Origin of the sequence: Hydrogenobaculum sp. 3684 (assembly GCF_000213785.1) — a bacterium.
GTDB lineage: Bacteria > Aquificota > Aquificia > Aquificales > Aquificaceae > Hydrogenobaculum.
The window spans coordinates 324,524-350,179 of the sequence record NC_015557.1; the positions used below are offsets into that span (position 1 = coordinate 324,524).

Annotated in this window: 33 protein-coding genes and 1 CRISPR repeat array; of the genes, 15 read left to right on the top strand and 18 right to left on the bottom strand. The window is 33.2% G+C overall.

Annotation, left to right across the window (positions count from 1 at the left end):
- Positions 1 to 3: 3 nt before the first annotated feature.
- Positions 4 to 246, bottom strand: coding sequence for an NIL domain-containing protein (locus HYD3684_RS01910; protein WP_015419006.1), 243 nt, complete (start codon positions 244 to 246; stop codon positions 4 to 6).
- A 47-nt stretch (positions 247 to 293) separates the two neighbouring features.
- On the opposite strand from HYD3684_RS01910, the gene HYD3684_RS01915 reads away from it, so the two are divergent.
- The 3 genes from HYD3684_RS01915 to HYD3684_RS01925 are packed head-to-tail and all read left to right on the top strand — an operon-like array spanning position 294 to position 1,952.
- Positions 294 to 749 carry a MotA/TolQ/ExbB proton channel family protein gene (locus tag HYD3684_RS01915; protein ID WP_015419007.1) on the top strand — a complete coding sequence of 152 codons (456 nt, stop codon included), beginning with the start codon at positions 294 to 296 and terminating at the stop codon, positions 747 to 749.
- The gene (locus HYD3684_RS01920; RefSeq protein WP_015419008.1) at positions 736 to 1,131 is read left to right on the top strand and encodes a biopolymer transporter ExbD; all 396 of its coding nucleotides are present in this window, start codon (positions 736 to 738) and stop codon (positions 1,129 to 1,131) included. The genes HYD3684_RS01915 and HYD3684_RS01920 overlap by 14 nt, the downstream gene beginning before the upstream one ends.
- A complete protein-coding gene (locus HYD3684_RS01925) occupies positions 1,128 to 1,952 on the top strand; it encodes an energy transducer TonB (RefSeq protein ID WP_015419009.1) in 825 nt (274 codons plus the stop codon). The genes HYD3684_RS01920 and HYD3684_RS01925 overlap by 4 nt, the downstream gene beginning before the upstream one ends.
- On the opposite strand, the gene HYD3684_RS01930 is transcribed toward HYD3684_RS01925, so the two are convergent.
- The 8 genes from HYD3684_RS01930 to HYD3684_RS01965 form a co-directional block, all read right to left on the bottom strand.
- Positions 1,949 to 2,200, bottom strand: coding sequence for a NifU family protein (locus HYD3684_RS01930; protein ID WP_015419010.1), 252 nt, complete (start codon positions 2,198 to 2,200; stop codon positions 1,949 to 1,951). The genes HYD3684_RS01925 and HYD3684_RS01930 overlap by 4 nt on opposite strands.
- A 12-nt stretch (positions 2,201 to 2,212) precedes the next feature.
- Entirely contained in the window at positions 2,213 to 2,440 is a 228-nt protein-coding gene (locus HYD3684_RS01935) for a hypothetical protein (protein ID WP_015419011.1), read from the bottom strand.
- Between the two features lie 9 nt (positions 2,441 to 2,449).
- Positions 2,450 to 2,695 carry a sulfurtransferase TusA family protein gene (locus HYD3684_RS01940; protein WP_015419012.1) on the bottom strand — a complete coding sequence of 82 codons (246 nt, stop codon included), beginning with the start codon at positions 2,693 to 2,695 and terminating at the stop codon, positions 2,450 to 2,452.
- Positions 2,685 to 3,722 carry a hypothetical protein gene (locus HYD3684_RS01945; protein WP_015419013.1) on the bottom strand — a complete coding sequence of 346 codons (1,038 nt, stop codon included), beginning with the start codon at positions 3,720 to 3,722 and terminating at the stop codon, positions 2,685 to 2,687. The genes HYD3684_RS01940 and HYD3684_RS01945 overlap by 11 nt, the downstream gene beginning before the upstream one ends.
- A gap of 1 nt (position 3,723) precedes the next feature.
- On the bottom strand, positions 3,724 to 4,188 hold the full coding sequence (locus tag HYD3684_RS01950; RefSeq protein WP_015419014.1) for an iron-sulfur cluster assembly scaffold protein: 465 nt from the start codon (positions 4,186 to 4,188) through the stop codon (positions 3,724 to 3,726).
- Between the two features lie 80 nt (positions 4,189 to 4,268).
- On the bottom strand, positions 4,269 to 5,279 hold the full coding sequence (gene purM, locus HYD3684_RS01955) for a phosphoribosylformylglycinamidine cyclo-ligase (RefSeq protein ID WP_015419015.1): 1,011 nt from the start codon (positions 5,277 to 5,279) through the stop codon (positions 4,269 to 4,271).
- A complete protein-coding gene (thpR, locus tag HYD3684_RS01960) occupies positions 5,276 to 5,845 on the bottom strand; it encodes an RNA 2',3'-cyclic phosphodiesterase (protein WP_015419016.1) in 570 nt (189 codons plus the stop codon). Before thpR ends, purM begins: the two co-directional genes overlap by 4 nt.
- Positions 5,842 to 6,054: a hypothetical protein gene (locus tag HYD3684_RS01965; RefSeq protein ID WP_015419017.1), complete on the bottom strand. Its 213-nt coding sequence runs from the start codon at positions 6,052 to 6,054 to the stop codon at positions 5,842 to 5,844. Before HYD3684_RS01965 ends, thpR begins: the two co-directional genes overlap by 4 nt.
- A gap of 63 nt (positions 6,055 to 6,117) precedes the next feature.
- Between HYD3684_RS01965 and asd the strand changes: the two genes are divergently transcribed.
- The 6 genes from asd to HYD3684_RS01995 all read left to right on the top strand — a co-directional run bounded on the left by asd (position 6,118) and on the right by HYD3684_RS01995 (position 11,203).
- Positions 6,118 to 7,128 carry an aspartate-semialdehyde dehydrogenase gene (gene asd, locus HYD3684_RS01970; protein ID WP_015419018.1) on the top strand — a complete coding sequence of 337 codons (1,011 nt, stop codon included), beginning with the start codon at positions 6,118 to 6,120 and terminating at the stop codon, positions 7,126 to 7,128.
- Entirely contained in the window at positions 7,115 to 7,465 is a 351-nt protein-coding gene (locus HYD3684_RS01975; RefSeq protein ID WP_015419019.1) for an iron-sulfur cluster assembly scaffold protein, read from the top strand. Before asd ends, HYD3684_RS01975 begins: the two co-directional genes overlap by 14 nt.
- Positions 7,443 to 8,369 carry a DUF523 and DUF1722 domain-containing protein gene (locus HYD3684_RS01980; RefSeq protein WP_015419020.1) on the top strand — a complete coding sequence of 309 codons (927 nt, stop codon included), beginning with the start codon at positions 7,443 to 7,445 and terminating at the stop codon, positions 8,367 to 8,369. Before HYD3684_RS01975 ends, HYD3684_RS01980 begins: the two co-directional genes overlap by 23 nt.
- The gene (locus HYD3684_RS01985; RefSeq protein ID WP_015419021.1) at positions 8,366 to 8,782 is read left to right on the top strand and encodes a hypothetical protein; all 417 of its coding nucleotides are present in this window, start codon (positions 8,366 to 8,368) and stop codon (positions 8,780 to 8,782) included. The genes HYD3684_RS01980 and HYD3684_RS01985 overlap by 4 nt, the downstream gene beginning before the upstream one ends.
- A 9-nt stretch (positions 8,783 to 8,791) precedes the next feature.
- On the top strand, positions 8,792 to 10,399 hold the full coding sequence (argS, locus tag HYD3684_RS01990; RefSeq protein ID WP_015419022.1) for an arginine--tRNA ligase: 1,608 nt from the start codon (positions 8,792 to 8,794) through the stop codon (positions 10,397 to 10,399).
- Between the two features lie 135 nt (positions 10,400 to 10,534).
- Complete coding sequence (locus tag HYD3684_RS01995) at positions 10,535 to 11,203, top strand: substrate-binding domain-containing protein (RefSeq protein ID WP_015471337.1); 669 nt, start codon at positions 10,535 to 10,537, stop codon at positions 11,201 to 11,203.
- 162 nt (positions 11,204 to 11,365) lie between these two features.
- Here the strand turns inward: HYD3684_RS01995 and HYD3684_RS02000 are convergent, their stop codons facing one another.
- Both HYD3684_RS02000 and HYD3684_RS02005 read right to left on the bottom strand, forming a co-directional pair.
- On the bottom strand, positions 11,366 to 12,055 hold the full coding sequence (locus tag HYD3684_RS02000) for a peptidase (protein WP_015419024.1): 690 nt from the start codon (positions 12,053 to 12,055) through the stop codon (positions 11,366 to 11,368).
- 240 nt (positions 12,056 to 12,295) lie between these two features.
- Positions 12,296 to 13,831: an ATP-binding protein gene (locus HYD3684_RS02005; RefSeq protein ID WP_015419025.1), complete on the bottom strand. Its 1,536-nt coding sequence runs from the start codon at positions 13,829 to 13,831 to the stop codon at positions 12,296 to 12,298.
- A gap of 73 nt (positions 13,832 to 13,904) precedes the next feature.
- Between HYD3684_RS02005 and cas6 the strand changes: the two genes are divergently transcribed.
- The 4 genes from cas6 (at position 13,905) to cas1b (ending at position 16,049) form a co-directional block, all read left to right on the top strand.
- Positions 13,905 to 14,429, top strand: a complete 525-nt coding sequence (gene cas6 / locus HYD3684_RS02010; protein WP_051048516.1) for a CRISPR-associated endoribonuclease Cas6 — start codon at positions 13,905 to 13,907, stop codon at positions 14,427 to 14,429.
- 62 nt (positions 14,430 to 14,491) lie between these two features.
- Entirely contained in the window at positions 14,492 to 14,641 is a 150-nt protein-coding gene (locus HYD3684_RS08485; RefSeq protein ID WP_255348076.1) for a CRISPR-associated endoribonuclease Cas6, read from the top strand.
- A 4-nt stretch (positions 14,642 to 14,645) separates the two neighbouring features.
- Entirely contained in the window at positions 14,646 to 15,143 is a 498-nt protein-coding gene (gene cas4 / locus HYD3684_RS02015; protein WP_015419026.1) for a CRISPR-associated protein Cas4, read from the top strand.
- A gap of 3 nt (positions 15,144 to 15,146) precedes the next feature.
- Positions 15,147 to 16,049: a type I-B CRISPR-associated endonuclease Cas1b gene (gene cas1b / locus HYD3684_RS02020; protein ID WP_015419027.1), complete on the top strand. Its 903-nt coding sequence runs from the start codon at positions 15,147 to 15,149 to the stop codon at positions 16,047 to 16,049.
- A gap of 441 nt (positions 16,050 to 16,490) precedes the next feature.
- Here the strand turns inward: cas1b and HYD3684_RS08425 are convergent, their stop codons facing one another.
- Entirely contained in the window at positions 16,491 to 17,024 is a 534-nt protein-coding gene (locus HYD3684_RS08425; RefSeq protein ID WP_237698620.1) for a transposase, read from the bottom strand.
- Complete coding sequence (locus HYD3684_RS02025) at positions 16,918 to 17,724, bottom strand: transposase (RefSeq protein ID WP_237698621.1); 807 nt, start codon at positions 17,722 to 17,724, stop codon at positions 16,918 to 16,920. The genes HYD3684_RS08425 and HYD3684_RS02025 overlap by 107 nt, the downstream gene beginning before the upstream one ends.
- Before the next feature lie 27 nt (positions 17,725 to 17,751).
- Here HYD3684_RS02025 and HYD3684_RS02030 point away from each other — a divergent pair, with 27 nt between their 5' ends.
- Together HYD3684_RS02030 and HYD3684_RS02035 are read left to right on the top strand one after the other, a co-directional pair.
- A complete protein-coding gene (locus HYD3684_RS02030; RefSeq protein ID WP_015419028.1) occupies positions 17,752 to 19,071 on the top strand; it encodes a TIGR03986 family CRISPR-associated RAMP protein in 1,320 nt (439 codons plus the stop codon).
- A 528-nt stretch (positions 19,072 to 19,599) separates the two neighbouring features.
- Complete coding sequence (locus HYD3684_RS02035) at positions 19,600 to 20,208, top strand: hypothetical protein (RefSeq protein WP_012513462.1); 609 nt, start codon at positions 19,600 to 19,602, stop codon at positions 20,206 to 20,208.
- A gap of 19 nt (positions 20,209 to 20,227) precedes the next feature.
- Here the strand turns inward: HYD3684_RS02035 and HYD3684_RS02040 are convergent, their stop codons facing one another.
- The 5 genes from HYD3684_RS02040 to HYD3684_RS02060 all read right to left on the bottom strand — a co-directional run bounded on the left by HYD3684_RS02040 (position 20,228) and on the right by HYD3684_RS02060 (position 25,625).
- Positions 20,228 to 20,818: a 3'-5' exonuclease gene (locus HYD3684_RS02040; protein WP_015419029.1), complete on the bottom strand. Its 591-nt coding sequence runs from the start codon at positions 20,816 to 20,818 to the stop codon at positions 20,228 to 20,230.
- A 13-nt stretch (positions 20,819 to 20,831) separates the two neighbouring features.
- Entirely contained in the window at positions 20,832 to 21,782 is a 951-nt protein-coding gene (locus HYD3684_RS02045) for a SurA domain containing protein (RefSeq protein WP_015419030.1), read from the bottom strand.
- Between the two features lie 656 nt (positions 21,783 to 22,438).
- A CRISPR array of direct repeats spans positions 22,439 to 22,600; the repeat unit is 28 nt; unit sequence GTTTCATCTGAACCGTGTGGGTTAAGAA.
- A 409-nt stretch (positions 22,601 to 23,009) separates the two neighbouring features.
- Positions 23,010 to 24,275 (bottom strand): PDC sensor domain-containing protein, encoded by a 1,266-nt coding sequence (locus tag HYD3684_RS02050; protein ID WP_015419032.1) that lies wholly within the window; start codon positions 24,273 to 24,275, stop codon positions 23,010 to 23,012.
- Positions 24,262 to 24,831, bottom strand: a complete 570-nt coding sequence (gene nadD / locus HYD3684_RS02055) for a nicotinate (nicotinamide) nucleotide adenylyltransferase (protein WP_015419033.1) — start codon at positions 24,829 to 24,831, stop codon at positions 24,262 to 24,264. The genes HYD3684_RS02050 and nadD overlap by 14 nt, the downstream gene beginning before the upstream one ends.
- Complete coding sequence (locus HYD3684_RS02060; RefSeq protein ID WP_015419034.1) at positions 24,822 to 25,625, bottom strand: DUF72 domain-containing protein; 804 nt, start codon at positions 25,623 to 25,625, stop codon at positions 24,822 to 24,824. Before HYD3684_RS02060 ends, nadD begins: the two co-directional genes overlap by 10 nt.
- Between the last annotated feature and the right edge of the window lie 31 nt (positions 25,626 to 25,656).

Here is a 25,656-nt window from a genome sequence, read left to right on the forward strand (position 1 = left end):
AGATTACTCTGTAAATATTTGACCTTCTATAGGTTGAACGTCTATACCTTTTTCTTGCATAAACTTCATAGCTTTTTCTATTTCTTCTATATCTCCATCTATTTCTATATTTAGTATAGCGCTATCTTGGGTGACCTTTGCCATCTTTATGTTTACTATGATGTTAAAGTTCTTACATATGTTGCATATAATAGGTTCTTTAGCTACGTTTTCTGGATATATAAGTCTTAACCTTACAAAGTTCATACAGATATTATAACATGAAAAAGCTATTTTAATTTATAATAAATGCTATGATTACAAAGTTTTTACTAAAATTGGCTCTAATAGGTGGAGACCCGGTGCTTTACCTTCTCATAGTTATGAGTATTTTCTCTGTGGCTGTTATGATAGAGAGATTTTTAACTTACAGGTATGTAAGCAAGAGGCTTGAGCTTTTTAAAGAATTAGAACTAAGAATAACCCTTGACAAAAGACTTGGCATATTGGCCACATTTGGCAACAACGCACCGTTTATAGGGCTTTTTGGCACAGTGTTAGGGGTTATAAAAGCTTTTAACGATTTGGGAAGTTCTTCTCAATTTGGTGTAAAAGTGGTAATGGAAGGCATTTCTCAGGCTTTGGTGTCTACTGCAATGGGACTTTTTGTGGCTATCCCTTCTGTTGTTGCTTATAATTATTTTGTAAGAAAAATGAAATACTTGCTCTTGCTACATGAAAGCAAAAGGAAAATCCATGAAAGAATTTGACCAAGATAAAGAGATATCCGAAATAAACATGACCCCTTTTGTGGATATTGTGCTTGTGATACTTATAATATTTATGGCTACTGCCACTTTTATGGTGGAAGGTAAAATTCCAGTAAATCTTCCAAAGGCTAAAACTTCAGAACGAACCACCGTATCTACAAAACCTGTAGTTGTGGCTATAAAAAAAGACGGTACAATACTAATAGATAATAACGTTATAAGCGGTAATTTAGAAAGCGCTTTATCAAAAGTGGCTAATAAAGATTCTACCATAGTGTTACAGGCTTCTAAGGATACACCTTTTCAAAATGTAGTAAGTGTAATAGACGCTTGCAGAGAGCTTGGTATAAATAAGTATATGATAGAAACGAAGAAAGAATGACCCCACGTCTTAAAACCCGTCAAAAAGAGTATTTTATTTTAGGTATTTTGATTTCTTTACTACTTCATATTTGGCTTTTAATAGCTTTTATCCATATAAAAACCAAAAAACCAAAGAAAAATAAACCAATAGAGATAACACTAGTACAAAAAGGTGTACCGAACAGAGCTATAGTCCCACCTGCTATACCGATGCCCCCAGTCCCTTTACAAAAACCTTCAAAGCCTCATCGCATTTCAAAACCATCAATAAAACCGTCAACTCATAACCATGTTAATAGACCCTCTACTCAAAAGTACGAAGCACTTCCTTCTCATATTTTAAACTCTTTGCCCAAAAGTAGCTACAAACCCCATATTGAATCTCAATCAAAACCAACAGCTTCTTCACCAGCACCATCTTCCAAACCAAACACAAAGACATCTTTACCTTCTACTCCTATGGCGAAAGAAGGACAAAAACACTACAATGCAAAGGCAAATCTAAATTTAAACATAAAACAATTTGTAAAAAAAGAAGAAAGTGTTTATCAATATCTTAGCTGGCTTATTAGATATCTTAATAGACAGGCTAGAGAAAGAGATTTGTATCCTAAAGAAGCTAAAAGACTTGGTATAAAGGGCGAGGTGGTGGTACGAGTTACTATAAACAAAGATGGAACAATAGATAAGTCTTCTTTGAAAGTTGTACAATCAAGCGGTTACAAGATTTTAGACGAAAGTGCACCAAAAATCATATACGAACTTTCCCCTTTTAGAAAACCACCAAAGAAGATAACAATCAATTTACCTGTGTATTTTTTAATAAATGGCTATTATTAATGGCTTATATTGATCTTAGGGTATAAAATCTCTACCTTTTTAACCCATCTAAGATTACCTTTGATAGATGTATCTATAACATTTTTTACCGACATGTCCACTACAGGACAATCGGAACATCCACCTTCAAATTGGAGATAAACTACGTTGTCTTTTACGTCCACCAATTTTAAATTACCATGATGAGTATCTAAAGCTGGCCTTATCATCTGTAAAATTCTTTCTACTTCTTGAAGCTTGTCTTCCATAAACACACTCCTTTAAGAAGCTAAAGAAACTATCTTGTTCCAGACTTCGTATTTTTCTTCTTCTGGCACCCTTGATATTCTGAAAAGACCATGAACAGAAAGTTTATCTCCCAATACATCTAAGACATCCTCTTCTATGAGCTTTTTAAGACCGTAATCCATCAGTAAATTTCTGCTTTCTGGCACCACTTCAAACAGCTCCACCAAAACCATATCCATGCTTAACCTTACGTTGTTCATAAGGCCTCCTTACTCTTTAACCTTTTTTACAAAAGCGTGAAACTCACCATCTTCTTCATAAATTCCTAAAAACTCTTGTCCGGTGGCTTTGCACCACGCCGGCACATCTTCTACTACACCAGGATCATCTGCTATAAGCTCAATCACTTGTCCTATCTGCATCTGTTTCATTTGATTGCTTAACTCTGATATAGGTATCGGACAATAGGTACCGCATACGTTATGCTCTACATCTGCCTTAATGTCATCTAACATGGCTTTCTGCTCCTACCTTAAGGGAATTAATTATATCATCTTCTAAAGGCTCTGCAATTTTTTTTATCATATTTTTATCTATTGATATATCTACATATGTAGGCTTGTTGCCACAGTATCTTGCCATTATCCTTGCTATATAATCTATATCTTCTTCGTTTAAATCTTTTAATATGGCAATAGCTTTATTTTCTACATAAGCCCAGTCAAACCTATTTTTAAAACCACTTAGAAACTTTGTCTCGCCTTCGTTTCTTGAAATGATCATCTTGGTGCCGTTTGGTAACCTTAAGTGCCTTCCTACTGTCATAAGACTTAGATCGTCCCAATTTAGAGATTTTTTAAAGCTTAACTCTTCTTTAAACTTTATTGCAAAGTGCTCATCGGTAAGATAGCAGCATCCTCCAGATGGTTGTTCGTAATCTATATTGTAGGTTTTTGCTAAATTTATCTGCTTTGTTCTTGAGCGTCCTGATATATCCCACATTAATTCTCTTTTTATCAGACCTTTTTCTTCTGGTATTGTTTTTGGTAAAAGCTTAGCAGACAAAGGTCTTACTATTAGGCCTTTAAGGCCTGTTTCTTTTTCTATTATAAAAAGTTTATCTTTTGTTTGAGACATTGGTCTTTGTCCCAGTACTTCTCCGGTGACTATAAAATCATAACCTTCTTTTTCCATTATTTCTTTTAATTTTAAAAGCATAAAAATTCTACAATCAAGACATGGATTGACATTCTTGCCGTAGCCAAATTTAGGGTTTAAAATTACATTTATATACTCTTGAGATATATCTATTATTTCTATAGGTAATTCTAAAGCTGCGGCAGCTTTCAAAGCTGGATTTTGAGGTATTTTACCATCTTTGTTTGGAATGCCAAGTCTTCTTTTATGCTCTGTTATACAAAAACCAGTGTAGAAATGAATAAGCTTTACTTCTATGCCTTGAACTTTGCTAATGTTAACTGCGGCGAGCTGGCTGTCCAGCCCACCAGAAAATAGAACAAGCGCTTTTGGTTTATGACTCATTTTATGTGGTTAAGAAACCAAACTCTTGAGACTCTTCTTCCTCTGATTCTTCAAAGCATGTTGGTATAGCGTTTGCTTCTTCAAGTCTTCCTTGCTTTGTAAGATAATCTCTTATGGCTACGTGAAGGGTTTCAAGGCCTAAGTTTGTACAGTGTATCTTTTGAGGTGGCAACCCACCAAGTTGGTCAAATATATCTTTATAGGTTAGATTTAGAGCATAGTTTATATCTTTTCCTTTTATCATCTCTGTAAGCATAGAAGAAACCGCTATGGCAGAACCACATCCAAAGGTTTTAAACCTCACATCTTCTATAACATCGTTTTGAGGATTTACCTTTATGGTAAAAAGCATAGCGTCTCCGCAAGCTGGGTTTCCACATTGGCCTACGCCGTTGGCATCTTCCAAAACCCCTACGTTTCTTGGGTTAAGGAAGTGATCCAAAACTATATCACTATATTCAAACATAAATGCAACCTCCTTTGAGTTGATAATATTAATCTATAAGCAAATTTTTAAATAGTTATGACTATACTCAATTTTTATGACTATATGTCATTTAAAACAATCTTACTATTATCTTTTGATTGTTCTATATGCCCTACAACAAAAGAATCTTTTATAGTGCTTAAAGCAACCTCTTTATCTTTTTCTTTGATGATAATCATAAACCCTATTCCCATGTTAAAAGTTTTGTACATTTCTTCTTTGTTTATGTTTCCAAGCTTTTGAAACCATAAAAATAAATCCGGTATAGGGTATTTTTCAATCACTGCTCTTAGACCATCTGGTATTACTCTAACAAGATTCCCAGGTATACCGCCTCCTGTTATATGAGCCATAGCTTTTATCTTTATTTTGTTTTTAAGCTCCAAAACATCTTTTACGTATATCCTTGTTGGGGTTAGTAGTATTTCCCAAAGCTCTTTTCCAAACTCTTTTATATAATCCTTGTATTTAATGTTGTGCTTTTCTAATATATATCTTATAAGAGAAAAACCGTTGCTGTGAAATCCAGAAGAGGGTATAGCAATTATAATATCACCTTCTTTTACATCTTGCCCTGTAACAATTTCATCTTTTTTACAAACGCCTATACAAAACCCAGCTAAATCGTATTCGTCTTCTTTGTAGAAAGAAGGCATTTCTGCAGTTTCTCCACCCACAAGAGGTGTATTTGCTTCCTCACAACCTGTTATAATACCTTCTATCAGTGGGTTTATTATAGACTCTTCAATCTTGCCTATGGCTATATAATCTAAGAATGCCGTTGGTTTTGAGCCAGTGGTAATTATATCGTTTACGTTCATTGCCACTAAGTCTATGCCTACCGTGTTGTGTACATTTACGTTTTGGGCTATTTTTAGCTTTGTGCCAACCCCATCTGTGGTGGATGTAATCACTAAATCGCAATCTTCTACCAAAAAACCTGCCGCAAAAGCCCCGAAAGGGAGAGCTTGTTTTAGGTTTTTATTAAGATTGTTAAGTCTTTCTTTTAAAAAGCTTACAAAACGGTCTGCTTTTTCTATATCAACACCTGCTTCTTTGTAAGTGCTCATGCTTTCACATCGCTCCCTTTTAGATAAAATTCTTCTACAACTGTGTATATAGGCCCTACGCTTGTTAGTGAGCTTTTAACAAGAGCTATTTTACTTATCTCTTCTTCCAAGAAGAATATATCTTTGTGCTTTCTCATGAATGGATATATTTTATTTGAGGTAATCTCATGTATTCTACATATACTAACATGTGGGTAAAAAGGTTTTGATTCTGGTTCTATACCGCTTTTGGCGTTTGCTTTTATTATTTTGTTGGCCAAAGCCTTTAGGTTATTTGCTCCTTTAGATATACCTATCCAAAGAATACGTGGTTTGCTCGTGTTTGGGAAAGCCCCAATACCAGTATAGGATACTGTAAAAGGTGATAAGTTTTTTGATATTTCTTCTAAATTATAAAGAAGATTAATCCTTTTTGACTCTTCAACATCACCTATAAACTGAAGTGTTATATGTAGGTTTTGAGGCTCTACCCATTTACCCAATATTGCATCAGAAATTTCGTTTTTTAGCCTGTTTACATGCTCTTCTAGTTTTTTGGTGGTAAAAATCCCTATAAAAAATCTCATTGTTCTTTCTTTTTTCCTAAAAACCAAATACCAAAGCCTATGCTTATGGCTATTAAAGTTACAAACATTGCAAAGTATTGAGATGTTGTATAACTGTAAAACCTATAGAATGTATCAAGGCAAAATGTATATAAAAGATAGTATCCATAGGCTACAATGATATAAGAAAAGCCTTTCCATAGATATTTTAATACGTCTTTTGTTTCCATATAGTATATTATACAGAAAATTCGTTGCAGAACAACTCTTAATTTATTATAATACTTATCTATATGGTAAATGTTGCTATTGTTGGTGCTACTGGTGAAGTAGGAAGAGCGTTTTTAAAGGTTTTGGAAGAAAGAAACTTTCCCGTCAAAGAGCTTAGGCTTTTTGCATCTTCAAAATCAGAAGGCAAAACAATGAGTTTTAAAGGCCACGAGTATAAGGTGGAGGCTCTTGAAAAACAAACATCTTTTAAAGGTATAGATATAGCGCTTTTTTCAGCTGGGTCTTCAGTTAGCAAAGAATGGGCTCATAGGTTTGCCAAAGATGGTGCTGTGGTGATAGACAACTCCTCCGCTTGGAGGATGGATGATGACGTACCGCTGGTGGTGCCAGAGGTAAACAAAGAAGATATAAAAAAACATAAAGGCATAATAGCAAATCCAAACTGCTCTACCATTCAAATGCTTGTGGCTATAAAGCCCATATACGATGAGTTTGGTATATCAAAGATTATAGTATCTACTTATCAAGCGGTATCAGGAGCTGGGGCTAAAGCTATAGAAGAGCTAAAAATCCAAACGGAAAATTGGTGCCAGAAAAAAAGGATAGAACCAAATCATGTTTTGCCAAAGCGAATAGCTTTTAACGTGATACCTCAGATAGATGTATTTTTAGAGGATGGATACACCAAAGAAGAAACAAAGATGTTAAATGAAACAAGAAAGATGCTTCACGACAACGATATAAGAGTATCTGCCACCGCTGTGAGAGTACCTGTGTTTTACGGACACTCTGAAGCTATAAGCTTAGAACTAAAAAAAGAACCAGACATACCAAAAATAAGAGAGCTTTTAAGAAAAGCCCCAAGTGTTATACTTATGGATGAACCAAAAGACGGTGTGTATCCAATACCAATTGTAGTAGAAGGAAGAGATGAGGTATTTGTAGGAAGGATAAGAAAAGATAGGGCTTTTGATAACGGTTTATCTATGTGGGTAGTGGCAGATAACATAAGAAAAGGCGCTGCCACAAATGCAATCCAAATAGCGGAGGTGCTGATTCATGAAGGTGGATGAGTATCTAAAGGCTGGTCTTAAAAATGAAGTTTCAGAAAGCTTAGAAGGTTTGATGTATGGGCTTTGTAAAGAGGGTTGTCATCGTCTTGAGCTTTTCATAAAAAAAGAAAACGATGCTATAGTAGATTGTAAGTTTAAAGCTACAAAACGCTGTAAAAAACTCTTAGCGGTCTCAGATTTCTTATGCGAGGAGCTAAAAGGTAAAACATCTATAGACAAAAATGCCCTAAAACAAAAAGCCTTAGAGCATTTCAAAGAAGAAAAAGAAAAAGACAAGGTAGAAAATCGTATAGATATATTTTTAAGCGCTTTGGATGAAGCCCTTGGCAAAGCCTAATGTTCTTGTAAGCGCTTGTTTTTTTGAGGCTTGTAGATACAACGGCGCTTATATATCCGATGATTTTGTTAAAAGCCTATCAAACTTTGTAAACATAATCAAAGTATGCCCAGAAGTGGAGATAGGGCTTGGCATACCAAGAGACCCTATCCTAATACAAAAAGAAGATGATCATCTAAAACTTATCCAGCCTTCCACAGGGCTTGATTTAACCGAAAAGATGACAAACTTTTCAAAAAACTTTGTTAAAAACCTAAACATAGACGGGGCTATACTAAAATCAAAATCTCCCTCTTGCGGGGTTTACAGTGCAAAGTATTTTCATAAGAACGGTCAAAGCCTTGGTAAAGGCCCAGGGTTTTTTGCAAAAGAACTTCTTGATGCTTTTGAAGACTATCCTATAGAAGAGGAAAAAAGGCTTTTGGATGATGGTATAAGGTATGATTTTCTTACAAAAATATTTGCTATAGCAGACTTAAGAGAAAACTTTGAACATATGAAAGATTATTCTGAGCTTATAGAATTTCATACAAGGTATAAGTTTATGCTTATGTATTACAATCAAAATATTATGAGATTTTTAGGTAGATTTGTGGCATCTTCTAAAAATGAAGATTTTAACAGCGTGAAAGATACATATAAAAAGCAGTTTTTAAAAGCTCTAAACTCCAAAAGAAAAAGATTAAACCATATAAATGTTATGGAACATATCTTTGGTTATTTTTCAAGAAAGCTGAGTAACGCCGAAAGAAGACACTTTATGGAAGTGCTTAAACTTTTTAAAGAGAATAAAGTAGATATTTTTGTGCCTCTTTACATGCTAAAATCTTTTGCTATTAGATTTGATGATGAATATATATTAAAACAAACTTATTTAGAACCGTTTCCAAAGGAGCTTATATGATGTTTCTTGTTTTAAAAGCATTTCATATTATGTCTGTCATTTTATGGGCTGGTGCTTCTTCGTCTTTGGGGCTTTTTACAATAGTGGCTTACGCAAAAGGTATAAACTGTGATTACGATTATATGTGGAGATTTTATAAAAAGCTTGTAAACTTAGAGCTTTTTGCCTTTTTCTTAGTGATATTTTTTGGCATAGGTATGTATTCTATGCTTGGATTTAAACCAATCCCTTGGCTTATGATGAAACTTCCCATAGTTTTTGGTTTTTTCTTACCAATGGAAGCCCTAAACGTATATTTTATACATGTAAAAAACGATATAAAAACCTACGGAAAGTTTATAAAGATAGTAAGCCCGTTCTTGATAATAGCTGGTATATGTGTGATACTTCTAGCGGTGATAAGACCCTCTTGAGGAGTATATATGAAACAACTAATAAAAGAAATTATTAAAAAAACCGTTAAAAATTTGTACAATGTTGAGATAGAACCCCAGATACAGCTTCCAAAAGAAGAATCTTACGGAGATTTTGCCTCAAACGTAGCTTTTATACTCTCAAAAACCCTAAAACAAAAACCTCAGGATATAGCAATAACTATCGCAGATAACCTAAAAAACCTCCCTTACTTTGAAAAAGTAGAAGCGCTAAATGGCTTTGTAAATATGAAACTATCAAGTGCATTTTACGAGGAACTTTTATTTGAGTTTTTAGAAAATCCTATAAACTATATAAAAGACGATGCTATTTTTGAGGCTTTTGGTATAAAAAAAGAAGATGAGATAAACTTAGAGTATGTGAGCGCAAACCCCACAGGACCCCTTCATCTTGGACACGGAAGAGGCGCTGTCATAGGTGATGTGCTTTATAGGTTGTTTAGATTTTTTGATATAAAAGTAGATAGAGAATACTACATAAACGATGCAGGCAATCAGGTAAACTTACTGGCAAAAAGTGTAATGCATTATATAAACCAGGATTTATACCCATTTCCAGAAGATGGCTATAAAGGAGATTATATAAAAGATATAGCAGAGGCATTTTTAAAAGAGCATAACAAAAGCGACATAAACCTAGAAAGCGTCAAAGATTTTGCCATATCAAAGATGATGGAAGATATAAAGAATACGTTGAAGATTTTAAATGTAGAGTTTGATATATATTTTAGTGAAAAGACCCTAAAAGATAAGGTAGAAAAAGTTTTAGAGCTTTTAAAAGAGAAAAATCTTATAGAAGAAAAAGATGGGGCTATTTGGTTTAAATCAAAAGATGAAGACAAAGATAGAGTGCTAAGAAAAAGCGATGGGTCTTATACATACTTTGCTTCTGATATAGCTTATCATCTTGACAAATACCAAAGAGGATACAAAAAAGCTATAGACCTATGGGGAGCAGATCATCATGGATATATACCACGTTTAAAAGCAGCTTTGGAAGCTCTTGATATACCACAAGATTGGCTTAGTGTGGAGCTTTTCCAAATCGTAAAGCTTTTTGAAAACGGTCAAGAAGTAAGGATGTCAAAACGCACCGGCAAGATGCTAAAGCTAATAGATGTAATAGAGGATATAGGAGCAGATAATCTAAGGTTTATGTTCTTAACCAAAAAAGCCGATACACCCCTTGATATAGATATAAATTTAGTAAAAGCCCAAAACTCTGAAAACCCAGTGTTTTATGTGCAATACGCTTATGCAAGGACTATGGGTATAAAAAGACAGCTAAAAGAGCCCTTTGTATTTGGCTTTTACAAGGATAAATATACATACGAAGAAGAGGAGTTAGATCTTATAAAACGAATTCTTTCTTCAAAGGACGTGCTTTTTGAAGGAGTTATCAAAAAAGACCCAAGCTTGGTGGTAAAGCTCTCTCTTGATATAGCTAAAAGCTTCCATAAATTTTACAACACACACAAAGTAATCACTTCAGATGAAATCACCACAAAAAAACGTATATCCTTAGTTTATGCCACTCAAAAGATATTTGATATTATATTTGATATTTTGAATATAAAAGCCCCAGAGATGATGTAAAAACAAAGGGCCGTAAAGCCCTTTGCCTACCAAATTAGTACCATTGTTTTCGTTGACTGGTACGGAATCCACTTGTCTTACAGCCAAGTTGCATATATATTATTTTTTGTAGTAAAGAGATTGGAGGTTTTAGCTATGCTAATACACATATATGGTCCAGGGGGACCATATCCAGCAATGAATTATGTAGCCAAAAAGTTTAACAAATATCAAAATAAGTGCAGGGCCGTAGTAAAAGCTGGACCTTTGCCAGTTTGGAAAAAAGAGGCTTTGAAAAATGGAGATATTATTTACAGTGGTTCAGAAGATATGATGGAAGATTTTCTAAGAAAATTACCCAATATAGATAAATCTAGTATAAAACCAGTTTACTATAGGCCTTCTGCTATCATATATAGAGATATAACGATAAAAAGCTTTAAAGATTTGGCTAAACCTGGTGTAAAAATACTTGTGGTAAATGGTGCTGGTCAAGTGGGGCTTTGGCAGGATATGGCGATGAAGTATGGAAATTTTGAGCTTTTAAAAGCTATAGAAAAAAATATATCTCACATATCTTATAACTCCAAAGATGCGTTGGAATATTGGAATACCCATAAAAATGTAAACGCTTTTATCATATACAACATATGGGCTATAGCCCATCACATAAAAGATTACTATATACCAAAGCGCCATGTGATATATAGAGATATGGATATATCCCTTACCTACAAAGGCGATAAAAACCCTTGTGCTAAAGAATTTTACAACTATGTAATCGAGGCAAAGCAAGCTTTTAAATATTTTGGATGGAGTTATTAGAGGAAAAGTTAACTAAATTTTAGCAAGTGTAAACATAGGAATTTTATTATACAAAAATCTTAAACAGACAAAAGTTTTAACAAATATTGCCTTTTGCTATTCATTTGGATAAATGCGGTATTTTTATGCTTTTGAGCTAACAACTATTAGGTTTGCTGCAATTCAACATGTTCTAAATTGCCTTTTTGACACTTCTTTAATTAGCGATGGGTCTTTAAGTAAATCTATAACCACCTGTAGCTCTTTTATGTTTAGATATTCTTCGTCTGTATGCGGGTTGCGGTATCCACAAGCAAGGTTTACACTAGCTATAGAAAGCTCAGAGCTCAAATCAGTTATATCACTATATGAGCCACGCTCTTTATCAAGTCCTCTTTTGTTGAATATATCTAAAAACTCATCCTCTGCACCAACATAATCCACATAGTGCCCAGTTTCTTTTCTATCTATTTCTATAAAACAGGTGTTAGCTGATAGAAGCTCTGGCAAGTCATGTATTGCTTTCTTTACACCTATGCAGCCGGTTTCTTCATAGTTTGTAAACAATAAATTGTAAGGCAGATCTTTCAGTGTAAGCAGTGCATAAACACCAGCTCTATCATCAGCACCAAGACCATAGCAACCACGGTTAAATAAAATATCATTTTCTAAAACGATATCATCTAATTTTGGTTTTTGTTTGTGAACCGTGTCTATATGAGCCACCAAGCAGGGTAAATTATCATCTTTGTGCAGGTATAAATACATATCATTCAAGTAAAAATTTGGTTTTATCTCTTGAAAAATATGATTGTAAAGTTCACTTTCATTAAGAGATAACAAATGTGATAAATAGTCTAAATTTAAATCCATAAAACCTCCCAAGCTTGCATTTATATTTAAAATACTACAACACAATTAACTTGTCAATGCTTTTTATAAGTTCACTATATCTCTAATATATAAAAACTGTGTTAAACTTATGGTCTTAAAAAGTTATTTTTCTATATGCTTTTCAAAAGGCTAGCATGCTTAGCATTTATTACTATTGCTTGGCATACTCGTCGTTAGATTAGTGTCTTGACATTGGAACCTAAACTATTCTGATGAATACTATACTTTTTCCCACTCAAAACTTACAATGTTCTTATCTTTCTTGCTAAACTCTATCCCTATTAGATAGACCTCTTGGTACTTACCAATATACTTCTCATAATACCTTTTATCTTTTATCTGTTTTAAAGCAACGCCCTCTTCTTTATCTTCTACTACCTTAAACTCTATTATATAAACGCTGTCTTGGTTAAAGATGCTAAGATCTATTTGGCCTTTGTTGGTGTTGTCTTCTGATATCACATTTAACCCTGCTCCGTTAAAAAGAGCATATACAATAGATGCATAAAAGCCTTCGTATGATGCTATATCGTTGTTTCTATACCAATCATGGGGGATACTTGCTAAGAACATGTATATAGCATCTTTTATTTTGTCTATATTCTTTTCTTGAATGGCTGTTATTAAATTTATCTCAGCCTTATCTTTTAAAGGTGGGTTTCTTACTATGTAAGTTAAGAAAGCATCGTTAAAACTCATCCTCACTTCAAAGTTTGGATAAGATAATTTAAATACGTTTTTACTACCTAAAACCTTGTAGTCTTTTATGGTAAGATAACCTGCTTGAAATAATAGATTTTCTGGAAATATATTATCCACATCAAGATTAGATAAAATCTCTTCTCCTACTTCCAAGTTCTCAAGCTCTGGGATATAGTATCTGTTTTTCATAAACATCTTAATAAGGAATGTAGGTGTTCCTGTCTCAAACCAAAAGGCTCTAAACCTTTTTTCTGAAAAAAGAAGAAGTATATCAAAAGGATTGTAAACACTCTCTCCAAGCCAACTATAGCCGTTGTACCAGACTTTTATCTTCTCTTTATCAAAATCCTTTAGTCTGTCTTCAAACACACTTTCAAGCTCAGATTGGGTATATCCGCAAACAGTGGCAAAGCTTGGGTCTATGGTTATATCGTTTAACTGGTTTAAACCGCTAAAGATTGATACTTTTGAGAATCTTGAAACCCCTGTAAGAAAGACGAGCTTTAGATAAGGGTCAGAGGGCTTTAGTATCTCAAAAAACTTTTTTAGTATATCTCTATTTCTTTTGGCTTTTTCTATATCCTCTATCACATCAAGAATAGGCTTATCGTATTCATCTATAAGCACTACCACTTTTTGATTGTATTTTTCATATAGTTTTTGGATGAGTTCTTGGAATTTTAAGGGTATAAGCCTTTTGGTTAGTTTTATATGGTGTAATGTTGCTATATCATCCAAAAATGATTTTAAAGATTCTATGAGATTTTCCTCTGTATCTGGGTAAGCCTGGCTTAAATCAAACTTTATCACCGGATATTTCTTCTCCCAATCCCAATTATCGTATAGATATAACCCTTTAAATAATTCTTTGTTGCCAGAAAAGGCTTCTTTTAATGTGTCAAGAAAAAGAGATTTACCAAACCTTCTGGGGCGGGATAAAAAATAATATCCGCCTTCTTCTAATTTTTTAACAAACATCGTCTTGTCTACATAATAATAGTTGCTATTTCTTATTTTCTCAAAGGTTTGTATACCTATTGGTAAAAGCTTCATAATGTGATTATACCACAGATCATTGTGAGCTAATTACTATCTAAATGTTATAATTGATAAAGGGTAAAAAATTATGAAAGTGGCGTATAAGCTTAAGCTTGGATTTTCTTTTGAAAAAGAGCTTGTGTTGCCAAAGCATTACAATCATACACTTCAGGGGTTTTTCTATGAAAATATGGATAGGATGCTCTCAAGGTTTTTCCACGATATTGGGTTTCCTTACAACAATAGAACCTTTAAACTGTTTACATTTTCAAATATCATAGGCAATCTAAAAGCCGAATACCAAAATCAAATCGTATACGAACCTCCAAATATGTACATATACTTTTCAACACCTGTTATAGGGGCTATGAAATCCATTGTAAACCGGGTTATAAGAAACGATAGGCTTAGACTAAGCAAAAACATCATAAACCTTTCTGAGATAGAGATAACAGAAGAACCGATAGATCAAGATGAGATAAAGATAGAGTGCCTATCTCCTATAGTAGTTTATAGAACACCCATTGGTAGCAAAAGACATATTTATTTTAGCCCTTTTGAAAACGAGTTTTATGAGCTTTTAAGAATAAACATACTAAAAAATACCGGATAATATACGGAAGAGATTACGATGGGGATTTTGAGATAACCCCTGCCAAGGTAAAAAAAGAATATATGAGAAAGGTGTTTTTTGATAAAACCTTCATAATAGGCTACGATGGACAGTTTTATATAAGAGCGGATAAAGATATGCTAAAAGTAGCCCTCGAGTGTGGGCTTGGCGTCAAAAACAGCGCCGGGCTTGGATGTATAATGAAGGTATAGTTTTATGGATTTTGATAGGATAAATGGAACCCTTATGTGGTATAGTTACATATGCGATAGACAAGTGTGGTTTATAGGGCACTCTATAGAGCCACCTCAAGAAAATGAATATCTTGGTAAAGGGAGAGCCATTCATGAGATATTTTATCAAAACAGCGCCAAAGAACTTTTTGTGGATAATACTATTATGATAGATGTTGTAAGAGGAAAAGAGCTTATAGCGGAGTTAAAATCTAGCTCAAAACATCTTCGCAGTGCTATGATGCAAATGGCTTTTTATCTTTATTATCTAAAGAAAGAAAAGGGTAAAATGTTTTCTGGGAAGGTCCTTGTCCCCACAGAGAAAAAATCTTACGATGTGAAGCTTACCGATGATATAGAAAAGGAGATTGAGGATAAGATAAGACATATAAATGAGATTTTGGCACTTGATAAACCGCCAGCGTTTGTTAAAATACCCTTTTGTAAAAATTGTGCTTATAAAGAACTGTGCTTTGCTTAGGCTATGGCAAAAACTCTTTATCTTTTTAGCAGCGGAAGATTGGAAAGAAAAGACAATACCCTTCATTGGGAATCGGAAAAAGGGAGTAAGACTATACCTGTAGCGGTAATAAGCGATATAAAAGTATTTGGTGAAATAGACCTAAACAAAAGACTTTTGGAGTTTCTTGATAAGAACGATATTCCTATACACTTTTTCAATTATTATGGATATTATGTAGGTTCTTTTTACCCAAGAAATGCTTATAACTGTGGTATCATAATCCTAAAACAAGCAGAGCATTACATGGATAAAGACAAAAGGTTTTACATAGCAAAGAATTTTCTTGTGGGTGCTATATCAAATATGCTTAAAAACCTAAAATACTACGAAAATCGTGGCAACGAAGAGCTTAAAAGTATCTCTTCTTATATAACAGAAAAGTTAAAGGCTTTGGATTTGAAAGAAGATATACAAACGCTTATGCAGACCGAAGGCGATGTAAGGAAAACCTATTATCAGGCTTTTAACAGTATACTAAAAGATATGGAATTTGAAAAAAGAACCAAAAGACCACCGGAAGACCCTTTAAACGCCATGATATCTTTTGGCAATTCACTACTTTATACTACAGTGCTTAGTGAGATATATAAAACGCATTTGGACCCGCGCATAGGATACCTTCACGAAACAAACCAAAGAAGCTTCACTTTAAACCTTGATATTGCAGAAGTTTTTAAGCCGGTGATTGTGGACAGAGTAATTTTTCAGCTTTTAAATAAAAATCAAATAACTGAAAAGCATTTTGACAAAGATATAAGTTTTGCTTACCTAAACGAATCAGGGCGAGAGATATTTGTAAGAAGTTTTGAAGAAAAGCTAAATACAACAATAAAATACAAAAATATGTTTTGTTTGTGCCTATAGGGGATTGAAACAAGATTCTAACCCTGGGAACATCTCACTAAGTTTTAGGTTTTGTTTGTGCCTATAGGGGATTGAAACCGCTAGTGACAACAAACTGTAGTGCATGACCAATAAGTTTTTTGTGTACCTATAGGGGATTGAAACGCACGCACAAAAACTGCACAAAAACTGCTAAAAAATGGTTTTTTGTGTACCTATAGGGGATTGAAACTATAGTGAATAACATCATTTTTACATTTTGCAATGAGGTTTTTTGTGTACCTATAGGGGATTGAAAAGAGTTTTTGTTAGGTTATAGAATAATTGCTGAGATATATAAGAATGTCATGGTTTATGCGTTCACAATGTAGTGAATTTGTAAAATACATTGACAAAATGCATAAGTTGTCATATAATATACTATAATATGAAAATATAAATTAAGATATTTAAGGAGACTTGTCAATAATTTTGTGTCTCATAACAAAATCTCCTGTTGAATATTTGTAAAACTTCATATGAGGACCCTTTTAATGCAGGAACTGGCTTACTCCACTTATTGTTCTTTAAAATATCTCTCTGGACAAGGATATTTATTTCAAGAATCTCAGCAGATTGGAAATAGCCTCCTAAGTTTATCCTTGCTTTTTCAATCATGCTATTTATACTTTCTACGGGATTGGTAGTATAAATATGCTTTCTTAGATTTTCTGGATATTTCAAGAAGCATAAGTACCTTTCTTTGTTAGCTTTTATCCTTTTTATGAAGCTTGGATAAATAGACTTAAATCTCTCACACAGTGCTTCAAACTTCTCTAAACCATCTTCAAAATCTAAGCTATTGTTCTTGATATTCTTTAACTCTTTCTTAAAGAACTGAGCATCTTGCTTACTCATCTGAGCTGTCACATTTCTCTGAAGATGTATGAAGCACAATTGATGGTCTGTATCTGGAAAAAAATTTTTCAATGGCGTTAGCAATACCAGGGAAATCATCGCTTACTATAATCATTACTCTTTTAACTCCTCTTTCTGTTAGGTCGTTGAAAACCTTTAGCCAATCTGCTCTGTTCTCGTTATTAAAGAAAGTATAGAACCCAAGTATATCTTTGTTTCCTTGAAGGTCTATGCCAAGAGCAATATAAACAGCTGATTTTCTTACTTTACCCTTCTCTCTTATTTCACAATGATAGGCATCTATATATAGTATAGCTATGTCTGATGGTAATTCTCTGGTTTTGAAATCGTTTAACCTTTCAAGAAGATCTTGCTTAATTATCTTCATATGTTGTTTGGAGTAATCAAGACCCAAGCTATTTAAGGTAGACTCTATCTTACTTTCAGAGTATCCATTGGCCACAAGGCTCATTAGAAGATTTATATAATCTTCATTGACTCTTCTATAGGGCTCTGGTAAAGCTTTAGGCCTAAATCTTCCTTTTCTATCTCTCGGAACATTTAAGTCTATCTTAAAAGATCCTGCGTTTAAAGTTCTTCCATAGTATCCGTTAGCTTTGTTGTCTTCTTCTTCGCTTAAGAATATCTTTCTTTCAGACTTCATAAGCGTTTCCATAACTAACTCAATGAACTCCTTTACACCAAGCTTCTGGTAGTTGTTGATGTCTTTACCAAGATAATCTTCTATTAGGCTTTCTAAAGAAGCTTTTAACTTCCCTATTCTTTCTTCTTCTTTCATAAACAAAACCTCCTAAAATTTGATAAAGTGTTTAAGTTTAAGACACATAAATATTTTAACTCCCCAAAATTAAAATCTGTTAGTCTCAAAAAAGATGAGAATCACCCAAATAAAGGATACATAATTGTTTCTGGTCTATTTGGAAATAAAAAACATATGCATTGGGTAATAAATGAAGAAGATACAAATAAAGAAATTAAAATCCCTGAGAATGTTATTGAAGAATATAAATCTGATGTTAATAGAGAAGAAAAATTTGATTTGCTTAAAATAGCTGATAGCGGCAAAAGTGTTCCGTGTTTTTATATCACAGACAATCAAAATACAGACAATCAAAATAATGTTTTAGCTTTTGGCCATACAGGATTTTTTAGATTACCTTATGAATTAACTATAGGCGACCATATACCTGAAGAACTAAGGTCAGAGGATAAAACAGATTTTGCTGAAGCAATCTTTGGAAAAGAGAGCAAATGGGCAAGCAGAGTGTTTTTTGAGGATGCTTTTTTAGGAGAAGAGCAAAATGATGTATTCATGAATGAGACCTCGCCTAAGATACTTGCATCACCAAAACCTACAGCTTTTCAGCTTTACTTAGAACAACCTTACGAAGAAAATACTTATTTAAGAAATCTAAAACATTGGGACGACAAAGACGCACTTATTAGAGGCCACAAACTTTACTGGCATAGGGATACACCTGATAATCCAAAAGATAAATACAGCTGGAATGAAGGAGAAGTAAAAGATGATACTCAGCATACCGTTATAAAACCAATCAAAAGAAATATTAAATTCAAATCACGCATACGATTTGAAAATCTTACGAAGGAAGAGTTAGGTGCATTGCTTTTTGTATTAGACTTACCACAAAATCATTATCATAAGATTGGAATGGGTAAACCTTTGGGTTTGGGTAGTATAGAAATAAAACCTAAGGTATTTATTGTTGATAGAGAGAAAAGATATAAATCTTTGTTTAAAGATGATGCTTGGAATTTAGCAGAAGAGGACAAAACAAGTGAAATAAATGAATTTAAAAATGCATTTGGAACGTACATTTTAAGTAAAATTTCTAATGATAACAAAAGAAATGCAAATGATGACAAAAAAAGTGCAGATTTATTATGGCAAACCGAAAGGTTAAGCCAATTAAAGATAATGCTAAGTTGGAATAATCCTGAGACTAGAGACTGGCTTGAGAAAACAAGATATATGATGATAGAATGCCAACCAACAGTTGGATATGAGTGTATTTGCGCTGGTACGAATAAAGACAAGTGTAATGAATACAAAGATAGGCCTGTTTTGCCAAAACCTGAAAAGGTAATAATAAGTAATAGATAACAAATATACTACATAATACCAATGACATTGTTTATCAACTATTAAGTTATTACTTTATTAAAGGAAGCATTAGGATGTTAAAAAGTTAGTTCTAATTTTGACTCTTCCAGTTTGGCTTTTGGCGCAGGTGTATCACAGCGCAACGTTTTGTGTTTTGATCTGTATAAGTTTTACTTGTACCTATAGAGGATTGAAACCTTCATATTTAACCTATAACCTTGGGGGCGTGGTTATCTCAATTATGTTTTTTTCCAGAGTAGCTCTACTTCCAAATATTTATACCTGATTCCTTAATAGCTTTTATCTTCAGTTAGTCTTATTTTTACCTTGATGCTTTTATCATATAAGTGTTGAAGTGTATAAATTGTCACCACTTTTTTATTTCAAAATAATTTTTCTCATATTTATGTTAATATAATTACCATTATGTTAACAAATGAAAGCTTTTATATCTTGATATCAAGAAAATTTGACATCAATGATATAAAATGATATATTAATGTTATCAAAATATTGGAGGTAAGTCAAATGGGTGATATCAAAATGAAGGCAAGCGAGTATGCGGCAATGATGTCAGTGTCATTAAATACTGTCAAAAATAGGATAAAAGCTGGAATACTAAATGGTGCCAAAGAAGAAGATGGTATATGGTATGTGTATTTGACATCAGACGAATATGAAAATCTGCAAAACAGCAAAGAAAAATCTCAAGAAAGAGAACAAGCTATTTCAGACTCTATAGAAAAATTGAAAGCTCTTCCAGATGGTGCTCTTATAGCCACATATATCAATATTCAAAGATATGCCGAGTTTCAAAAGCAAGAGCTTATGCAAGAGCTTTCTAGTCTGTATGCTTTGCTGGCTGTAAAAGAGAAAGAGATAGAGTTTTTGTCAAAGGATTTAGACCGTTATAAAAGCAAAATAGAAGAGCTTAAAGAAGAAAACTTATCATTATCTGAAAAGCTAAAAAACCTAAGCAAAGAGTTAGAAGATTGTAAAAAAGAGTACAAAGATCTAGACAACAAATATCAAAGAGCAGACATAGATATGAAAAAAATAATCCTTGATAAAGAAAAAGAGATACTTGAGAAAGAGCGGGAGATAGAAGAGTTAAAGAGGAAACTATCTATGCTATAAGCTTTAAAAATTTTTAACACTATATCCTTGAGTTTATGAGGCTTTTAAGATAAAAATAGCTTAATTCTTTTTTGTATTGACGCCTTATTATATCCATTAACTTATTGAATATATTGTAAGTTAGAAGAGCATCGTCTTTAGCTCTGTGAAGTCTTTCGTATTTTATGTTAAAGTAATCTGCTACTGCAGAAAGTTTGTAGGATTTTAGGTTAGGGATGAGTTTTTTGGAAAGTTCAAGGGTGCAGATATTTGGAGATTGTAGTTTTTTATGAAGATATATGCTGTAAGCTTTGTTTAAAAACGATAAATCAAATTTTACGTTGTGACCTACTATGATATAGTCTTTTACAAAGTTGTCAAAATCGTATATAACCTCTTCAACCTTGGGTTGGCCTACCAGCATAGCGTTTGTTATGCCTGTTATTTCTGTTATCCTTCTTGGAATAAAAAAACCTGGGTTTATGAGTCTGTGAAATTGTTTTGTGATTCTTTCTTTTTCCACCAAAAAGGCAAAAATCTCTATTATTTCATGCTCATCTGGATTAAGGCCGGTGGTTTCTATGTCTAAAACTACGTATGCGTCATTCTCAAAAGATTCGCTAAAATACATAATTTCACACGCATTACTGTAAATATACCTTTATGTAGCTTTCTTTTTTAAGTTTGTGTAAAATCTCATCGTATTTTTTCTTCATCTTTTCTTCTAAAAGCTTTTTCTTTAGCTTGTCTAGGTCTATGTTTTTATATACAAGTTTTATGTTTTTAACCTTAGCAATGTATATGTTGTTTTTACCTTCTGCAAAGACTATATCACCTTTTGATGCTTTCCAGACTTGTTCGTCTAAGTTTTTTTTCAAATCTCCTTTTGCTACTTCTAATTCTTGAGGAGTTAGGTTTAGTTTGCTGGCTATCGTTTTTAAGCTTGTGGTGTTGTTTAAAAGCTTACTTAGTTTATCTTTGTCTTTTTTGGGCACTATAAGAAGTTCAATATCTCTTTCTATTTTAGGTTTGCCGTATTTTAATTTTAAAAGCTCAATATCAGAAGGTGTAATCTTAACAGCTTTTCTTAAGTATTCTCCAAAGCCAGCTGTTGCCAAGATCTCTTTTCTTAAAAAGTCTCTAAACTCTTTTGGTGATATACCTTGTTTTTTTAGCTCTTCGTAAAGTTGTTCAATGGTAAGGTTGTTTTGAGAGGCCAAGTCTTTTATAGTTTGGTCTAAAAAGCTCTCTGGTGTGGCCATATGGTTTTCACTCAAATATTGGTATATGAGGTATATATCTATAAGCCTTTTTAAAGCTAATTTTGCATCTTTTGTACCAAAATAAACCATTGCTATTTTCAAATCGCTTTCTAAAATTGGTTCACCGTTTACGGAAGCTACAACTCTATTTACTAAAACTCCAGGTGTGCTATGTAAAAGCTCTTCAAAGCTGTTGTTGGTAGCGCTTTGTTGGTTTATAGTTTTATGGCTTTTATCAACGTTTTTATCAGTCTTAGCGCCTGCAAATGTAATATTTATTAGGGTTAGTATAGATATAGCGCTTGTTAGTATTTTGCTTTTGTAAAATTTCATAACACCTCCTACTTATCATTTTACATCAAAAGCAATTAGTTTTGTGTACTAGTTAACTATATCATTAACACATACATGTGGTATGCTTGTAAACCGTGTTATACTTGTGAACCTTGGCATACTTGTGAATCGTGGCATACTTGTAGGGTGTGGCAGACTTGTGAATCGTGGCATACTTGTCTTTATAGGTGCTCACTCAACTTATACACCTTCGGATTAAAATATGTTATACTATCTACATTGGGGCTTATTGAGCTTCTTAAGTTTTTCTTAAGAGCTGGCCGCACTTCAATAGCTGAATAAGCGTAGAGAGTGTTGGTATGCTTGTGTTGAACCCCACGGCATTTTTAACTTTTTTAGTTAGGGTTTTTAGTAGGTTGTTTATACAAAAATAAGTTTTATTAGCCTTCCAACTTATTGTCTGACAAGCAATTAATTTTGCCGTAAAACCGTAAAGCCGTAATTACATAAAACCGTAAAGCCGTAATTACGGCGAATTTGTAAAAAGCTTGTTAGACAATTATTTAAACTTGATAACGGTACACTAAACTTTGCAGAATCTGGCATTTTCGGAAAATTACCTTCATTTGCGGGGGGGTACCCCCTTGACAAAACCATTGATACACTATATAATATTAGGAGTAGTGATTTCTGGGGTTTCATCTGAACCGTGTGGGTTAAGAAGCACAACACCTTTGCCGTTTACAAGCACGTTTGAAGAGTTTCATCTGAACCGTGTGGGTTAAGAAGCTGATTTGACAGCATCAAATACAGTTGCAATAATCTGAGTTTCATCTGAACCGTGTGGGTTAAGAAAAAGAAAACGTATTGTATAAGTTCAGATAGACTGAACATAGAGTGCCTGAGCATGTTTCAGATGCCTGTCTTCTTAAAAGACACTAATCTCATGATGTAAAAAATGCCCTTGGCACACTAGTGCGTGAGCATGTTTCAGATAAGCATGTTCTTAGAATACACTTATCACACGACAAGTATGCCACACAATAGTAAGAAATGCCTTTGGCACACTAGACTCTTGAAGAAGTACATAGAAAATACAACTTTGTAAGATCTACAAATCTACCACGGTTTATGTGTTCACGATGTAGTGAACTTATACACTATAGTATGCCAACGATACTCCTTACATCGTAAGTAAAAAGTTTGTTAAAAATATAAAAGCATTTAAAACATGCTTACAGCATTCTATTTATATCCTATCCAAACTCATTCACTTTGTAGGCTAATTTTACCTATATCAGAATATGCTATATCTCCGGCTATTACATAAGATTTATTTTGATATTTAAAAGCCAGTGAAACGGTTATACAAAAATCATCTGTGGCTTTAGAAAGATAAACTCCTGTTATATAAGGGGTTTCCGATGCATTTTTAAAATAAGCTTCTTTTGATCTATCTGCCCCCTTTTTCCCTGTGGCTATGCTTTTGGATATGTCTGGATTTATTATATTGTTGGATATCTGGATTCCAGACTCGTTCATTATATAGATAAGGTCGTAAAAAGGATACTTTTTAAACATATCGTAGACCACAAATTCCCATAGATTTTTTTCAGTTTTCACTAGATTGTTGGCAATATCTTGTATAGAGGATGATATTTTTTCTTTTATAAGCTGGACTGTTGGATAATCTTGCTTTGATAAGTGCGTTATCAGAAGAGGCTGTAATCCATCAATTATCGCTACGGTATTTTTCATATCTTTTATATATACTTTTAATATATCTATTCGTTTTAGGAAAGCATCGTAAGATTTTATGTTGTTTAAATTTAGTACGATGGCGTACATAACAGGGGTTTTATGGGTTTGAAACAGTACGTTGTATTCTTTATAAAATTCATCAAAGAATTTATTTATAACATCTTTTGTGATTTTTGTTTTGTGTACACTGTATATTTCGTTATCGGATTTTTCTATATATGTACAACATTCGTTAGACATATTTTTTAATAGATCTCTTATTAGCTTAAACAGCGAGTCTATTTTATAACTAAGCTCTTCTTTTAGTTCTTTAAAATCCTGAAAACCTATAACCACCGCATAGTAATCTTTCCCTAACATGTTAGATATTTTGTCTTGAGAAGAGTCTGGGAATTTGCTTAGATAATGGATTACTGTGTCGTAATTTATTACTCCTATGTATTGATTTTTGTTGTTTACCAAAAATATATCAGACACTTGGAGTCTAAGGACCTCAATAACATCTGAAAGTCTTTGTGGGTTTATGTTGGTGTTTTTGACTTTTGGAAGAGGTTTTGATAGTTCTCCTACATTTAAATTTCTATTTGCAAAAGCTATGTCATCTTTTTTGACAATACCTATAGGTGTTTGATTTTTTAGTATAACAACGTATTTGTAGAAGGGCTTTTCTTTGAAAAACTTATAAACCAAATCAACACTATCTTCATAGTTAAAAGCCGGTATGTTTGAAGAAAAAATGTCTAAACTTACATAGTTTTCAGCTTTTGGCATAAATACCCTCTTTCAATATATATTCTAATACTTTATCTGGTATCATATATTTTACACTCTTACCATGCTTTATACGCTCTCTTATTTCAGTAGAGGATATATCTATAGTTCTTGTGTTGCAAAAAATTGCATCTATATCGTTGTTTATAAAAATATCTTCTTTGCCTCTTTTTACCACTATAAAATTTGCAATTTTTACAAGATCTTCATATCTGTACCATTTATCAAGCGTTAGGTAAGCATCGTAGCCTATTATGAAGGTTGGATTTTCTTTATACTTTTCTTTTAGCATCAGTGCACTTTTATAAGTATAAGATATTTCTTCTTTTTTTAGTTCTATATCTTCTATAAAAGCCCAAGGCTCATCCTCCAAGGCAAGCTTTAACATTTCAAACCGCTGTTTGGGACTTGCTATAGGTTTTGGTTTAAAAGGAGATATAAAAGCTGGCATAAAATATATTTTATCAACATCACAAAGCTCGCATACATCCCTTGCCACAAGTATATGCCCTATATGTATCGGGTCAAAGCTACCACCAAAAAACGCTATACCCATATACCTTGATTTCTTATAGCTTCAAGCTTGTCTGGTATTTCCACATCAAATCCGTAAAGCTTTTTAAGTTCTAAAGCGTTTAGAAAAGCTCCTGCTCCAAAGGTGTTGTTAAAAAATATGTAAGTAGGTTTATACTCTTCTATTTTTCTTATTTTTGTTTTTAATTTTTTCAGCTCGTCTATGCTGTATATGTATTTGTAAGGATTTTCTTCATCTTTTCCATGTATTCTTATATAGTTGAAGTTTGCTGTGCTAATCCAAGGTCCTACCAAAGCATCTTCTTTTTTTGGAGCATCTACATTTACTATGCTGACGTTGTTTTCTTTTAAAAGCTCAAAAACATCTTTTCTGTTAAAAGACTTGCTTCTAAACTCTATGGCCAAAGGTATTGGTTTTAAGCTTTTTATAAGATCTTCGATATGCTCTAAAGACTCTTCTTTGTAGTGCATAGATGGTGGAAACTGCATTAAAAGTGCTATAAAACGCCCAGAAGATACTATTAGTTCTATGTCTTCTATAAACTTCTCCAAGCTTTTTTTATCGTAATTTTTAAAATGTGTAAAGCTTCTATGAAGTTTTATTGAATACCTTAAATTTGGTGCTTTTTTAAGTATAGATTTTATATGATGCTTTTGTGGATATCTATAAAATGTGAAATTTAGCTCTACACTATCGAAAAATCTCTGGTAATAAAGTATAAACTCCGATGGTCTTATGCCGTTAGGGTAAAATCTTCCTATGGCATCTTTATAATAATATCCACTTATGCCAATATGTATATTAGCATTCTTCATAGAGCGGCCCGACGCATTTCATATTCAAGTA

What these genes read in the sequence shown, in the direction of transcription:
- HYD3684_RS01940 (WP_015419012.1), bottom strand. Translation starts at nt 2,695, where the DNA reads ATGTTAGATGACATTAAGGCAGATGTAGAGCATAACGTATGCGGTACC.
- HYD3684_RS02035 (WP_012513462.1), top strand. Translation starts at nt 19,600, where the DNA reads ATGGGTGATATCAAAATGAAGGCAAGCGAGTATGCGGCAATGATGTCA.
- cas1b (WP_015419027.1), top strand. Translation starts at nt 15,147, where the DNA reads ATGGCAAAAACTCTTTATCTTTTTAGCAGCGGAAGATTGGAAAGAAAA.
- HYD3684_RS01950 (WP_015419014.1), bottom strand. Translation starts at nt 4,188, where the DNA reads ATGTTTGAATATAGTGATATAGTTTTGGATCACTTCCTTAACCCAAGA.
- HYD3684_RS01985 (WP_015419021.1), top strand. Translation starts at nt 8,366, where the DNA reads ATGATGTTTCTTGTTTTAAAAGCATTTCATATTATGTCTGTCATTTTA.
- HYD3684_RS01920 (WP_015419008.1), top strand. Translation starts at nt 736, where the DNA reads ATGAAAGAATTTGACCAAGATAAAGAGATATCCGAAATAAACATGACC.
- cas6 (WP_051048516.1), top strand. Translation starts at nt 13,905, where the DNA reads ATGAAAGTGGCGTATAAGCTTAAGCTTGGATTTTCTTTTGAAAAAGAG.
- HYD3684_RS01935 (WP_015419011.1), bottom strand. Translation starts at nt 2,440, where the DNA reads ATGAACAACGTAAGGTTAAGCATGGATATGGTTTTGGTGGAGCTGTTT.
- HYD3684_RS01980 (WP_015419020.1), top strand. Translation starts at nt 7,443, where the DNA reads ATGAAGCCCTTGGCAAAGCCTAATGTTCTTGTAAGCGCTTGTTTTTTT.
- HYD3684_RS01930 (WP_015419010.1), bottom strand. Translation starts at nt 2,200, where the DNA reads ATGGAAGACAAGCTTCAAGAAGTAGAAAGAATTTTACAGATGATAAGG.
- HYD3684_RS08485 (WP_255348076.1), top strand. Translation starts at nt 14,492, where the DNA reads ATGAGAAAGGTGTTTTTTGATAAAACCTTCATAATAGGCTACGATGGA.
- HYD3684_RS01995 (WP_015471337.1), top strand. Translation starts at nt 10,535, where the DNA reads ATGCTAATACACATATATGGTCCAGGGGGACCATATCCAGCAATGAAT.
- HYD3684_RS02060 (WP_015419034.1), bottom strand. Translation starts at nt 25,625, where the DNA reads ATGAAGAATGCTAATATACATATTGGCATAAGTGGATATTATTATAAA.
- asd (WP_015419018.1), top strand. Translation starts at nt 6,118, where the DNA reads ATGGTAAATGTTGCTATTGTTGGTGCTACTGGTGAAGTAGGAAGAGCG.
- HYD3684_RS01965 (WP_015419017.1), bottom strand. Translation starts at nt 6,054, where the DNA reads ATGGAAACAAAAGACGTATTAAAATATCTATGGAAAGGCTTTTCTTAT.
- HYD3684_RS08425 (WP_237698620.1), bottom strand. Translation starts at nt 17,024, where the DNA reads ATGATTTCCCTGGTATTGCTAACGCCATTGAAAAATTTTTTTCCAGAT.
- HYD3684_RS01945 (WP_015419013.1), bottom strand. Translation starts at nt 3,722, where the DNA reads ATGAGTCATAAACCAAAAGCGCTTGTTCTATTTTCTGGTGGGCTGGAC.
- HYD3684_RS01910 (WP_015419006.1), bottom strand. Translation starts at nt 246, where the DNA reads ATGAACTTTGTAAGGTTAAGACTTATATATCCAGAAAACGTAGCTAAA.
- nadD (WP_015419033.1), bottom strand. Translation starts at nt 24,831, where the DNA reads ATGGGTATAGCGTTTTTTGGTGGTAGCTTTGACCCGATACATATAGGG.
- HYD3684_RS02045 (WP_015419030.1), bottom strand. Translation starts at nt 21,782, where the DNA reads ATGAAATTTTACAAAAGCAAAATACTAACAAGCGCTATATCTATACTA.
- HYD3684_RS01915 (WP_015419007.1), top strand. Translation starts at nt 294, where the DNA reads ATGATTACAAAGTTTTTACTAAAATTGGCTCTAATAGGTGGAGACCCG.
- HYD3684_RS01925 (WP_015419009.1), top strand. Translation starts at nt 1,128, where the DNA reads ATGACCCCACGTCTTAAAACCCGTCAAAAAGAGTATTTTATTTTAGGT.
- argS (WP_015419022.1), top strand. Translation starts at nt 8,792, where the DNA reads ATGAAACAACTAATAAAAGAAATTATTAAAAAAACCGTTAAAAATTTG.
- HYD3684_RS02000 (WP_015419024.1), bottom strand. Translation starts at nt 12,055, where the DNA reads ATGGATTTAAATTTAGACTATTTATCACATTTGTTATCTCTTAATGAA.
- HYD3684_RS02005 (WP_015419025.1), bottom strand. Translation starts at nt 13,831, where the DNA reads ATGAAGCTTTTACCAATAGGTATACAAACCTTTGAGAAAATAAGAAAT.
- HYD3684_RS02050 (WP_015419032.1), bottom strand. Translation starts at nt 24,275, where the DNA reads ATGCCAAAAGCTGAAAACTATGTAAGTTTAGACATTTTTTCTTCAAAC.
- purM (WP_015419015.1), bottom strand. Translation starts at nt 5,279, where the DNA reads ATGAGCACTTACAAAGAAGCAGGTGTTGATATAGAAAAAGCAGACCGT.
- cas4 (WP_015419026.1), top strand. Translation starts at nt 14,646, where the DNA reads ATGGATTTTGATAGGATAAATGGAACCCTTATGTGGTATAGTTACATA.
- HYD3684_RS02025 (WP_237698621.1), bottom strand. Translation starts at nt 17,724, where the DNA reads ATGAAAGAAGAAGAAAGAATAGGGAAGTTAAAAGCTTCTTTAGAAAGC.
- HYD3684_RS02040 (WP_015419029.1), bottom strand. Translation starts at nt 20,818, where the DNA reads ATGTATTTTAGCGAATCTTTTGAGAATGACGCATACGTAGTTTTAGAC.
- HYD3684_RS01975 (WP_015419019.1), top strand. Translation starts at nt 7,115, where the DNA reads ATGAAGGTGGATGAGTATCTAAAGGCTGGTCTTAAAAATGAAGTTTCA.
- thpR (WP_015419016.1), bottom strand. Translation starts at nt 5,845, where the DNA reads ATGAGATTTTTTATAGGGATTTTTACCACCAAAAAACTAGAAGAGCAT.